We start from the raw sequence: 13,104 nt of genomic DNA, 5'->3' as shown, positions 1-13,104 counted from the left end.
CTGCTTACTGATCGTATCCACGCGCCGGGAAATCGGCTGGTTCCCCCTGTCAGGCCGGTCGACGGGTGTCGACGCCTGACGGAGTTCCCTGTGAAGCTCCCCTTCGAACTCCTTCAGCCGTACCCAGATCGTAGAGGCGGCGCCAAACCAGTGTCCCGCACCTGACTGTGCACCTTGCCCGCCTCCTTGGGAGATGGGCTGGACCGGTACGAGGTTGATACGTGAACCGGCTCGTGTTGAGACGTAGTCGCGGCCGGTCCGGCTCGGTCGGGGAGGCTCGGGGCGGGTCCGGGGGCGGAGGGAAAGGGATGTGAACCCACCACCTCCAGCGTGCTAATCTTCTCGATGTCGGAAGGCCCCAGCCCCGCAGGGAGCAAGGCCCGAGGACACACCCAATGCGCGGGTGGCGGAATAGGCAGACGCGCTGGATTCAGGTTCCAGTGCCCGAAAGGGCGTGGGGGTTCAACTCCCCCCTCGCGCACAAGGGAGCACCGACGAAAGTGCTCTGGTAGCAACGACGAAACGGTCGGCATCGTGGTCACGATGCCGACCGTTTCGCTGTGTGTGGTCAGAAACACGTGGACCGCCGACGGCCTGGGGCCGTCGGCGGTCCATTTTTGGAGCACGAGGATCTTCGGTTGCTCTGCCGCGGGCTGGTTTCCCTTCCTCGGGCTACTGGTGGCCTGTGAGGAAGGTCTCAGGGCTGGGTGACGTAGCCCTTGGGGGTCCAGGTGCCCAGTGGCTTGGTCTTGGGGCGGCGGGTGCGGCGGGTGTCGGCGTCTGCGGGGCGTTCGTAGAAGGGCCTTGCGTACGGGGTCGGGGCCGGGGTCTTCGCCGTTGTCCTTCCAGGCAAACGGCTCTCAAGGGTGTCGCGCGGCAGGCAGCCGATAGATAACTTCTGGTTCCTGGGGGTGCGGCGGCAGTGATGCTGCCGCGGCATCCTGAACCGACGACTGTTTGAGCTTTCAAGGGGTGTCTCGAGGCAGGCTCCGTAGCCGACGCTCCGGCTCCTTCGTGCTGTCCTCCAGGAGCCGGGTGAATGCCCTGCCCCACTCCTCGACGGTCGTGCGCGCAAACAGGTCCGTAGAGTACTCGAAGGTGACGGTGATGCGGTCGTCCCCAGGAGACAGGACCACATAGAGCTCGTTCCGTGCTACGCCCGACGTGGGAAGGCCGCGCACCGTGGCCGATGCCGACCGCAGGTCCAGGGCCGGCAGTGGTGTGGTGACCACGGTGAACAGGACGGTGGGGAACAGTGAGTCGGCGGTCCCGGGCGAAACGAGCTCCGTCACCTCGCTCAGTGGTAGTTCCTGGTGGTCGAGCACGGTGAAGAGGGTCGAGCCCAGCTGCTTCACGAGATCGGCGAATGTCTCGGCCTCGCTGAGCCGGGCGCGCAGCAGGACGGCGTCACCCAGCAGCCCGACCACGTCCGACCGTTCGCGCCGGGTGCGGTTCGCGCTGGACGCGGCCAGCACCACATCGTCAGGCCGGCCGCACAGTCCGGCCGCCCAGGTGGCAAACGCCGCGGCCAGCACGGTGTACGGGGTCGTCCCCAGGCTGGCCGCGGTGTCCGCGACCCGACCGGGCGTGTCTCCGTCGATGACCCAGGTGTGCAGGGCGCCCCGGCCGGACAATGACTCAGGCCGCGGCCGATCGTAGGGAAGCTCCAAACGCAGTGGTGCACCGTCGAGTTCGGTGCGCCAGAACTTCTCGAGTTCCGCCCTGCGCGTGCCGTCCAGCCGGTGTTCCGCTCGTGCGCAGTCCGTGAACTGCACTGCGGGTGGAGCCAGCGGGGCGTCGGTGCCGCCGCGCCGGGAGTTGTAGAGCTCCTGCAGTTCATGCCAGACGATGCCCATCGACCAGCCGTCGCAGATCGCGTGGTGGAACACGGTCACCAGCACCCAGCGATCGGGGCCGAACCGTGCCAGCCGGAAGCGGAACAGCGGCGCGCGGTCCATCGAGAACGCGAGGGACGCGTGGTCCAGACACCACCGATCGACGAGCGCGGCGTCCGTGGTGTGTTCGGTGAGATCGGTGACTGTCAGGTCCACGGGGACGTCCCCCAGCACCTCGACGACGTACTGGCCGTCGCGCCGTACGGCCCTGCTGCGCAGAGCGTCGTGGCGTCGCACCAGGTCTTCCAGGGCACGCGTCAGGACTCCGTGGTCCAAGTCGCCGCGCAGGTCGATGCGGTGGGCGATGTTGTAGACGCCGGGATCGGTGTGCTCGTGATGCCGGTGCCACAGTCGGCGAAGAGTGGAGGTCATCGGCACCGTGTCCACCACCTCACCCGCGGCGCTGGCGGGTGCGGACGCCTTGGGCGCGGACCGTTCCCAGCGTGCCGCGACGCCCCGGATGGTCGGATCCCGGAAGAAGTCGGCCATGGACACCTGGACGTTCAGGGAGTCCGCCATCCGGTTCAGCAGCCTGATGGCGCTCAGGGAGTGGCCGCCGAGTTCGAAGAAGGACCGGGTCACCGGCACCTGGGGCGAACCGAATTCGTCGCACCACAGCTCGTGCAGGGACTTCTCCAGCCGGGTGGCGGGCTCCGCGTCCGCCTCCATGGTCAGATTGTCCAGCACGGGCTCCGGTTCGGGCAGCCGGCTGCGGTCCAGCTTGCCGGACGCGTTGACCGGGAGCCGTTCCAGGCGCACCCAGCGGCGAGGCACCATGTGGTCCGGAAGTTCCGCGACGAGCGCGGTGCGCAGTTGACGGAGGTCATCCGACAGTGCCGCGGGGACCACGTAGGCAACGACCTCTGTTTCACCGTGCCGGTCGCGGCGGGGCACGACAGCCGCGTCGCGAACGCCGGGAAGCGCGGTCAGCGCCCTGAGGACCTCGGTGGGTTCGACCCGGTGGCCGCGGATCTTGACCTGGTCGTCGGCTCGGCCGCAGTACTGGAGGGAACCGTCCGTGCGCCAGCGTCCGAGGTCACCCGTCCGGTACAGCACCGATCCGGCAGCGTCGTCGAGGAAGGCCCCGGCGGTCTCCGCGGGCCGCGCGTGATAGCCGTGTGCGACCGGAGCACCGCCCACATGGATCTCGCCGACCGCGCCCACCGGCACCTCACGCCCGGCGCCGTCCCGCAGCAGAATCCGCGCCCCCGGCACCGGGGTACCGATCGGCGGCCACTCCTCGCCACCGGGGTCCACGCGGTGCGAGGTGACGATGACGGAGGTCTCCGTGGGACCGTACTGGTTGTACAGGGCGCACTGCGGGTGCGCGGCGAGGAAACGACGGAACGCGTCGGTGAGCTGCAGTGCCTCGCCCGCCGAGAACAGTTCGCGCAGGGAGGGCAGTTCGGGGCCGGTCCCGATCAGGTACTTCAGCGGCGTACAGGGCATGAAAATCCGCTGCACGTCGTGGCTGCGGACCTCCTCCGCGACGGCCGCCGGATCGTGTCGTACCTCGTCGTCGATCAGCACGAGCGCGGCTCCGGAGGCCAGCGTGGTGAAGATCTCCTGCACGCTGACGTCGAACGCGGGCGAGGTCCACTGCAGGGTGCGCAGCGCGGGATGCCGTGCCACATGCCCGCGGACGAGGTTGACCGGTCCGCGGTGGGGCACGACGACGCCCTTGGGACGGCCGGTCGAGCCCGAGGTGTAGATGCAGTACGCCGGGTCCTCCGACCGCGCTCCGTCGTCCAGGACGTCGTCCGCTTCGTCCAAGTCACCCGCATCGTCCACCAGGTGTACAGGCCGCCGGGCGGCGAGGTCCGGATGCCGGGTGAGGAGGTCATCGGATGTCAGCAGCAGCACGGGTCCGCCGTCGTCGAGGAGGGCGGCGAGTCGCGGGGTGGGCACGGACGGGTCCAGGGGCAGATACGCGGCGCCGCTCTTGAGTACCCCCAGCAGCGCGGTGATCAGCTGCGTCCCGCGGGGCAGCAGCACTGCCACGCGCTCTCCGCGCTTCGCACCCCTGGTGCGCAGTTGCCGGGCGAGCCTTACCGCGCGCGTGCCCAACTCCCCGTAACTGAGCCTCGCTTCACCGCTCACCAGCGCGACGGCGTCCGGCGTGCGTCGCGCCTGCTGTTCGAAGAGCCCGTGCAGGGTGTCCTCGGCGTCGGGCAGTGGTGCGTTCCGGTGTCCCAGCCGTACCAGGGCCGTCCGGTCGGTATCGGTGACCGTGGTCAGTTCGCGCAACGGCGCGCCGGGAGCGTCGAGGGCACGGCGCAGCGTCTGCTCGACGTAGTCCACGAAGCGGCGCACCGTGCTCTCGTCGAACAGGGCCGTGTCGTACTCGACCATGAACCGCACACCGTCACGGTGGTGAGTGAGATACACGCTGAGGTCGAAGGGGGCGCGTTCGCTCGGCATGTCCAGCAGTGCGGCCGTCAACCGGGGCGGGTCGAACTCCACCTCGCTCTCGTTCTCGTACTCCACCAACACCTGGAAGAGCGGATTGCGGCTCGGGTCGCGGCGCGGGTTCAGCGTGCCGACCAACTCGTCGAAGGGGACGGCGCGGTGTTCGTATGCCGACGTGCTGCTCTCCCGCACCCGGTGCAGCAGTGTCGGGAAGTCAGGGTCGCCGGAGAGGTCCAGGCGCATGGCCACGGTGTCGAGGAACAGGCCGACGTGGTGCTCTGCGTCGGAGGGCCGGGCGGCGACCGCGGTGCCGAGTACCACGTCCTCCTGTCCGCTGAAGCGGCCGAGCACCGCCGCGATGGCTCCGGTCAGCGTCATGAAGACCGTGGCTCGATGTCCGGCGGCGAACGCCCGTATCCTGCCGACGAGTTCGGCGTCCAGCGCGTGGGTGAGGCTCGCCCCGGCCCCCGACCTGACCGGCGGGCGTGGCCGGTCCGTGGGCAGCGAGAGTTCCGGGGCACCGCTGAGCTGGCGCCGCCAGAAGTCGAGGGACGCGGCGATCTCCGCGGGATCGGGCTCACCTGGCGCGTGCCCGCCGGTCAGGGGTGGCAGTTCGGTATCGCCGTGCGGCCAGGAGCGGTAAAAGGCCGCAAGGTCGCGGGTCAGCACCGCTGTGGAAGACGAATCGAAGACGATGTGATGGGCCAGCAGGAAGAGGAGGTGTCGCTCCTCCGACAGGCGCAGCAGCCGGGCCGAGACCAGCGGACCGGTGCCCAGGTCGAAGATCCGGCGTCCCTCGGTCTCCAGAACGCCGCGCAGCGCCTTCTCCTCCGATACCCCGCTGTGGTCGTCGACCGGACAGTCGAGGCGCGCCCGGGGACGGATTTCCTGGTACGGAATGCCGTCGGCGTCCGGGAACACGGTACGCAGCGCCGGATGCCGGTCCGCGACCTGTTGCAGTGCCCATTGCAGCGCGGGCACGTTCAGTGGGCCGTCCAGCCGGATCGCCTTGGGCTCGTGGTACATGCTGGTACCGGGGTGGAGTCGCTCCAGGAACCAGATGCGGCGCTGGGCCGGCGACAGAGGCAGCCGCTTCGGCACAAGTGCCGCTCGCTGCCGCGCCCTGGGCTGCTCACGACGCCGAACCCGGTCGAGAGCGGGCAGGGCCGCCAGGACCTTCTCCTTCGGCACGCCGAAGTCCACGAAACAGGCGATCTCGTCCGCTCCGGCGTCCACCAGCCGACGCACCGTCTCGGCGGCCGTGTGCTCGTCGCCGATCAGCGCGCGGGAGTCGCAGTAGCGTTCGTAGGCGCGCCCGAGCAGGAACTCCACGTCGTCCTCGGAGGTGTTGTCCAGGTCGACCTCGAAGCCAAGGCTGTTGGTGACCTGGTCGAAGAGCGACAGCGAGGAGCGCAGGTAGGACACGAACGGCCGGTACGCCTCGGCCCGCGCCCGCTCGGCGTTGTCGCCGAGATAGGTGTGCACCAGCACCACGACTCTGCCCGCTGCGGGATCGAGTCCGTGCTCGGCGCGCGTGCGCCGGTACAGGGCGATGTTCTCCGCCAGCTGTTCGACGGTCTGCGTCATCAGGTTGGTGACCACACCCAGGTCGTGGGCGGCAGCCTGACGGTAGCTGTCCGGGTTGCCCACCACAGCCACGTACATGGGGGGCTGTTCCTGCACAGGGCGGGGATGCAGCCGGATCTCGGCAGGTTTGCCGTCGCCCGCGGTCACCGTGACCGGCTGCCCCGACCAGAGCTGCCGTACGGTGGCCAGCTGCTCGTACATCACCTCGCGGTGCCGGCCGAAGTGCTCTGGAGCGAGCGCGAAGTCGGTGGCGTGCCAGCCACTCGCGAAGCACAGACCCGCCCGTCCGCCGGAGATGTTGTCGACCATCGACCACTCTTCCGCGACCCGGATCGGATGGTGCAGAGGCAGTACCACGGAACCCGCGTGCAGCCGGATACGGCTTGTCCTGGCTGCGAGCGCGGCGGCGAGCACGGAGGGGTTGGGGAAGAGCGCGCCGAAGGAGTTGAAGTGCCTCTCCGGGAACCACAGGGCGTGGAAACCGTGTTGGTCGGCGAAATCCGCGGCATCCATGATCAGCGTGTACTTGTCGTGTTCGGCGTCCTCGGGGTAGTCGCCGAAGAAATACAGGCTGAAGTCGCATCCGGGCGCAAGGGCCGCTGGATGGCGTACCGCAGGAGCTGGTTCAGGCTCCGGCTTGGCCTTCGGCGGTACGGGTACGGGTACGGCGGCTGAGGTCCGCCGTGCCAGGGCCGGAGCGACTGCAGCGGCGGACGAAGCGGACGCGAGCACGTCAAGCTGCCGGGAGATCACCCCGGTCACCTGATCGACGAGTTGCTCCGCCAGTTTCAGCTGCTGAGCGAACAGGTCGTGGTGCTCACCGGCGTCTTCGGGAACCGGCGCCGGTTCCCGAAGACGCCGCTGTGCGGAGACGGTCACCTCCGTCTCCTCGTACGACTCCGCCGATGGGGCTTCGGTCGCGCCGCCCCGCAGTGACGCCAGGCGTTCGGCAAGCTTGCGCGGGGTGTCGGCCGAGGAGAACAGCTCCCTGATGGGTATGCGTACGCCGTACCGGCGCTCCAGCTCCGCCGTCATGCCCATCAGGGAGAGGGAGTCCGCGCCCAGCTCGAAGAACGAGCTGTCGGGTGCGACGTCCCCCGCCTCGCTGCCGAGTTTGTCGGCCGTCAGCTCCCGTACCAGATCAAGTAGTTCGCTTGGCGCGGCAGGCTCCGCGGGGGTGGCCGGTGGTTGCCGGGGGCGCCCGGGAGCCTGCGTCGGCAGGACGGGCCGGGGTGCCACCTCGCGCCGCCGCAGGGGATGCCCCGGCAACGGCACCCTGCCTCCGTCTTCTGTGATCGCACGCCAGTCCAGCTCGGCGCCTCTGCGGTACAGCGATCCCAGCGCCGTCAGGAGCCCGCTCACCTGGTCGGCTCGCGTGCCCTGGCCCTGCCCGCTCACCCAGCGGCTCCCAGGGAAGCAGTGCCTGCCGAGGCCGGCGAGAGCGTCCCGGGAACCGATCTCCACGAAGTCCTCGCACCCGTGCTCCGCTGCGGCTGCCATGGCCAGATCGAAGCGGACCGGCTGCCGCGCCTGTCGGCAGAGGTAGTCCGCGTCGACGGTCCATCCCATCGGACGCAGCTCGCCGTCGGCCGCGGTGACCAATGGGACGCGCAGCGGCTCGTACGTCACGCGCTCCGCGTGCAAACGGAAGTCGCGCAGCGCCGGCTCTACCGCGGCGGAGTGGAACGCCCGGTCGACGGCGAGCGCCCGCCACTGCAGTCCTTCCTGGTCGAGGAGGCGCGTCGTCTTCTCGACGACCTGCGGTGAGCCTGAGAGCACCTGGGCGTGCGGACCGTTGACCGCGGCCAGTTCGGCTCCAGCGGCCTGTGCGATGCGCTGCGCGACCGCCGTGTCGGCGCGGACCGCCAGCATGCCGCCGGGCGGGCAGAGGGTGTGCATCAACCTGCCGCGCCATGCGGTGAGCCGCAGCCCCTCTTCGAGGGTCAGGGCGCCGCCCGCATACAGGGCCGCGTACTCGCCGACACTGTGCCCGAGCAGCAGTGCGGGGCGGATGCCGGCGGTGCCCCACACCTCGGCCAGCGCCGACTGGTGCGCGAAGAGGGCGGCCTGGGCCGTCTCGGTGGACCACACGTCGACTTCGGCGGACTGGTCCGACTCATCCAGCAGGAGCGGGAGCAGGGTGCCGCCGAACTCGTCGGCATAGATCTCCTCGCACCGGTCGAGCGCGCGCCGGGCCGCGGAATACGCGGCGTAGAGACCGCTCGCCATGCCGGGGCGGGCGCTGCCCTGTCCGGAGAAGGCGAACGCGAGCGGCCCGAGCGGACCGGACGGTACCGACTGCCCTTGCAGGGCGTGGGCGAGTTCCTCGGCCGTGCGGCCGACAGCCGCGGTCCGCGTCGGGCGGTGTGGCCTGCCGAGTGCCATGGAGGCCGCGATGTCCCTGGCCGCGAGTTCCGGCCGCTGTCGCAGCCGGTCCCTGAGCTGTTCGGTCAATTCGCCCAGAGCCTGCGCGTCGCGGGCCGACACCGGAACGAGTACGGGCAAGTCAGTCTCAGCGGCCAGGGGCGCTGTCGGCGACGGGGGCTCCTCCAGCACCACATGGGCGTTGGTGCCGCCGACCCCGAGAGCGCTGACCCCGGCCCGCCGTGGCACACCGTGCGGCGACGGCCACGGCCGCAGCTCGGTGCCCAGCACCAACGGACCGTTCGCCAGAGCAAGTTCGGGGTTGGGGCGGGTCAGATGTAGCGTCGGCACCAGCGTGCGGTGCCGCAGCATGAGGACCGTCTTGATCAGCCCGGCCATTCCGGCACAGCTGTCGAGGTGCCCGATGTTCGGCTTCACTGATCCAACGGTGCAGAAGGCGGTGCTGGGTGTGGCTTCGCCAAGGGCCCGGCTCAGTGCTTCGAGCTCGATCGGATCGCCGAGCCTGGTGCCGGTCCCGTGCGCTTCCACGTACGAGATCGTGTCCGCGGGGACAGCCGCCCTGCGCAGGGCCTGGCGTACGACCTCGACCTGACCCGTGACGCCGGGAGCGCTGAAGCCCACCTTTTCCGCACCGTCGTTGTTGACCGCGGAGCCCAGAATCACCGCGTGCACGGTGTCACCGTCGGCCAGTGCGCGGTCGAGTCGCTTCAGCAGGACGGCGGCCACGCCGTTGCCGCCGACGGTCCCGTCGGCGTCCGCGTCGAAGGCCCGGCAGCGTCCGGTGGGTGACAGGATGGAGCCAGGGTGACTGCGGTAACCCGTCTCCTGGGGGAGGTGCACAGCGGCGGCGCCCGCAAGCGCCAGGTCCGACTCACCGCTCAACAAGGACTGGATCGCGAGATGCACGGCGACCAGCGAGGTGGAGCAGGCCGTCTGCACGCCGATGGCGGGGCCGGTGAGCCCGAGCCGGTAGGCGACTCGGGAGGCGAGGAAGTCCGGCTGTTGCCCGACGGCGGCCTGCATGCCGGCGGCGGGGTCGCTCCCGTCGTACGGGGCACCGACTGCCGAAGGTTGCTGGTGGTCGTAGAGGTTCATGCCCGAACCCGCGAACACCCCGATGCTGGTGCCCGGTTCAGCCGCAGCGTAACCGCCGCCCTCAAGCGCCTCGTGGCAGCACTCCAGGAACAGCCGGTGCGCGGGGTGCGTGAGCCCGGCCTCCTTGGGGCTCATCCCGAAGAAGTCCGCGTCGAATTCGTCGACGCCGTCGAGGACTCCGGCGACAGGCACCAGGTCGGGTGCGCGACGCTGCTCCAGGGACAGCCCGGCTGCCGCGAGCTCTTCCTCGTCGAAGACACGGATGCTGTCCACACCGTCCCGAAGGTTGGCCCAGAACCGTTCCACCGTTTCGGCGCCCGGGAAGCGCACGGAGAGTCCGACGACAGCGATGCGGTGGGCGGCTATGTTTTCGGAGGCGTCGGCGGACTCGGCACTGGCGTAGGCGGGTACCGGCGGCACCCCGGCGGCTTCGGCCACATGCGCGGCGAGCGCGGCGGCCGTGGGATGTTCGAAGAACGCGGTCTGCGTGATCGTCTTTGCGAACCGCGACTCAAGGCGCGCCCGCAGGCGTACGAGGAGCACGGACGTCAGGCCCTGTTCGTAGAACGGCGCATGCGCCTCCACTCGGCGCCCTAGCAGGGCTGCTATCTCCTCTTGCACCACCTGCGTCAACTCGGCGGGGTCCGCTGCGACGCGCGGGGTGGTGGCCGTCCGAAACCCGCCGCCGATCAGGCGGTCCCTGAGTTCGGTACGGCGCACCTTTCCCGCGGGCGTCCTCGGGAACTCGCCGTGCGGGACGGGCAGGACATGGGCGGCGGTGAGGCGGAGCCGGGAGAACAGCGCCGCCTTCACTTCCCGTGTGATGCGCGCGTCGTCGTGGGCACCGCGGCTCACGAAGAACACTGCCAACTCCTCCGTGCCACTGTCCGGGTGCGGAACGCCGCAGGCGGCGACCTCCCCCGGCCGGATGCCGGCGACGGCGGTGGTGGCGGCTTCCTCGATCTCGTGGCAGTAGATGTTGTGCCCGTTGATGATGATCAGATCTTTGCGGCGGCCAGTGATCACGACCTGGCCCGCATCCAGAAAGGCCAGATCACCGGTGTCCAGCCAGTCACGTCCGCCGGGGAAGGCCCCCGCGTCCGCCGCCGGGTTGTTCACGTAACCGGGGGTCAGACGGGCGGGCGAGTGCACTTGAAGCCGACCGATCCGACCTTCGGGCGCCGGATCGCCGCGGTCGTCCACGATGCGCAGGGTGACCCCGTGCGCGGGCGAGCCCGCCGCGACGAAGGTGGCGCAGTCGCGCTCGGGTGTCTGTTCGTCGGCCCGCATCAGGTCGCCGCTCAGGCTGCTCTTGAGCAGGCGGTGCACGGTGCCAGGCCGGTCGAGCCGGCCAAAGGTGACGGCCGTGACCGTCTCGGCCATGCCCCACGCCGGAACAATGTGCCCTTCCCGGATCCCGTACGCGGCCGTCGCGTCGAGGAAACGACGCAGCACCGGCAGCACGATCTGTTCGCCCCCGCAGAGCAGGGTTTTGACACGGCCGAGGTCCCAGCCGCCCGCCGCCCGCTCCGCAAGCGCGTCCGCGACGAGCTGGTAGGCGAAGGTCGGCGCCCAGCTGTGCTGTGCCCCGTACTCGTCGAGGAGGTCGAGCCAGCGCAGCGGTTCGGCCAGGACCAGATCGGTCGGTGCGTGGACGTTGGTGCATCCCGCGAAGACGGCGAGCAGGTGGTACAGCAGGAAAGCGCCGCTGTGGTCGACCGGCAGCCAGTTCACCATGGTGTCGTCCGGGCCAACGTCCAGGACGCGTCGGCTGCTCGCGGCAAAGTCCGCCAGTCCGCCGTGCGTCAGCTGCGCGGCTTTGGGGACACCGGTGCTGCCGGAGGACAGCATCAGCAGCGCGACGTCGGATGCGGTCGGCTCAGTGTGATCGTCCGCAGGCAGGGCAGCCAGGCAGTCCTGCGCAACCGCGACCCGCAGCTGCGGAGCCGTCCGAGCCAGAGCCGCCGCCCCGGCCGCATCACTGAGCACCAGTGGTCGGTCCAACAACGTACAGGCGTGCAGCAGGCGTTCCAGCGCCCCAGAGCCCTCGGCGGCGTGCTCCGCGATGGCCATGGGCCGGGCACCACCGAGCACTCCGGCCCAGAAGGCGGGGAAGAACTCGTCCAGCGGCAGTCCGCACAGCACCAGCACGTCACCGGCGCGCAGCCCGCGCTCCCGCAGCCCGGTGAGCATCCGGCGAGCCCGGGCCAGCAGTTCGGGATACGGCAGCTCGGTCGCGGAACCGTCCGGGGCGATGGTGACGACCGCCGCGTCAGAGCCGGTACCCGCAGCGCGCAGCAGCGCCTGGACGGCACTGCGCGGATCGTCCTCGGTGTACTCCGGCTCAGGCCCTCGGCAGAGGCCTTGCCCCCGTACGCGTTCCATGTGTGTCCTCTCCGTCTTCTTCACTGGTGGATCCGCCTTCTTCACTGGTGGACGACGAAGGCGCAGCCGTGCCGCCGCGGGTGGCGATGACAAACAGCAGAAACAGGGCTGCGAACACCGCCGCGCTGTGGAAGGCAGTTACGACGGCCAGGGCTGGCAGTACCTCGAGAGCCGCGGCCGCCGCCACCGTTCCCAGCGCGAACCCGGACTGCTCCGCCGTGGCGGACCATCCGAACAGCCGGCTGCGCTGCCGGTCGGGGGCCGCCTGCAGGCGCGAGGTGTAGATGATCTCGGTCCAGCCGTCGGCGAATCCCGCCGAGGCAGCCGCCACAATCAGTGCCGGAGTGGGCAGTCCCGCGAATGCGATCACAAAGGAGAGCGACATCAAGCAGGTCCCGACCGCGAACGCGCGCTCGCCCCACGGTGCCGCGTCCCGCCTGCGTTTGAGCACCTGGTGGGCGAGGAGCGTACCTATCGCCCACGCCACCCAGAACTGGGCCATGAACACCGCCGGGCCGGACGGAGCAGTGGTGTGCGCGACCACGGGCAAGGCCACATTGTGCGAAGCGGAGGCCAAAGCGTCTGTGCCCCTGAGTAGGATCATGCCAAGGAGAAGTGTCGACACGCCTGCCATCGCGTCCCGTACCCGGATACGGCACGACCTGGGGAGCAGCGGCCCGGCGCTGCTCCGACCGTCGGGCTCCGCGTCTTCCTCGGAGTCGCCGGCTCCCGCCTCGTCCGTGCGCGGGCGCAGGACCAGCAGCGCTGTGGCGGATACCGCGAAGCTCGCCGCATTGACGGCGAAGGCGGCGGTATAGCCTCCCAGCCCGATGACCGGCGCCGCCGAGGCGAAGCCGAGCACTGTGGCGAAAGATCGTGCCGTGACCAGCAACCCGTTGGCATGGGAGCGGGCATCCTGGCCGACCATGACCGGGACCGCGCTGCGCAGTGCAACGGTGAAAAACGTGTTACCCGCGCCCAGGACCACGACCGCGCAGGCGAGCAGCCACAGTGGCACCCGCGAGACGCACAGTGCCAGCACGATCATGGCGGCGGCCTGGGCAACGTCCGCGGAGATCATCATGGTCCGCCGGGCGACCCTGGCCGACAGCGCCCCCGCGGCGAGCCCGGCCAGGAAACCGGAGAACAGCCGTAACGCCATGACCGCGCCGACACCGAACGCGGTACCCGTCACGTCGTAGGAGAACAGGCTCAGCGCGATCAGGTTGAGGTAATTACCGTAGCCGGACATGGCGCACGCGGACACGATTGCCCGGAACCGCCAGTCCACACCCCCCACTTGACCACCCATAGCGTGTTGTCCTTCTTCAACGCCGCGTTCTCCGCC

The 13,104-nt window shown here is 69.9% G+C and carries 3 protein-coding genes and 1 tRNA gene; 1 reads left to right on the top strand and 3 read right to left on the bottom strand.

The features are described from left to right. The first annotated feature begins 397 nt into the window (after positions 1-397). Positions 398-481 (top strand) — tRNA-Leu (locus IEY89_RS23695). A 216-nt stretch (positions 482-697) separates the two neighbouring features. On the opposite strand, the gene IEY89_RS23690 is transcribed toward IEY89_RS23695, so the two are convergent. From IEY89_RS23690 to IEY89_RS23680, 3 genes are all read right to left on the bottom strand, one after another. After that, positions 698-853, bottom strand: a complete 156-nt coding sequence (locus IEY89_RS23690; RefSeq protein ID WP_189149479.1) for a hypothetical protein — start codon at positions 851-853, stop codon at positions 698-700. Positions 854-965: 112 nt separating this feature from the next. Next, on the bottom strand, positions 966-11,756 hold the full coding sequence (locus IEY89_RS23685) for a non-ribosomal peptide synthetase/type I polyketide synthase (RefSeq protein WP_189149478.1): 10,791 nt from the start codon (positions 11,754-11,756) through the stop codon (positions 966-968). Further along, positions 11,716-13,068 carry an MFS transporter gene (locus IEY89_RS23680; protein WP_189149477.1) on the bottom strand — a complete coding sequence of 451 codons (1,353 nt, stop codon included), beginning with the start codon at positions 13,066-13,068 and terminating at the stop codon, positions 11,716-11,718. Before IEY89_RS23680 ends, IEY89_RS23685 begins: the two co-directional genes overlap by 41 nt. Positions 13,069-13,104: the final 36 nt, after the last annotated feature.

It is taken from the genome of Streptomyces lacrimifluminis (genome assembly GCF_014646095.1).
Taxonomy (GTDB): domain Bacteria; phylum Actinomycetota; class Actinomycetes; order Streptomycetales; family Streptomycetaceae; genus Streptomyces; species Streptomyces lacrimifluminis.
The sequence above is the reverse complement of the archived record's forward strand: the minus strand, read 5'-3'. Positions and strand labels throughout refer to the sequence as shown.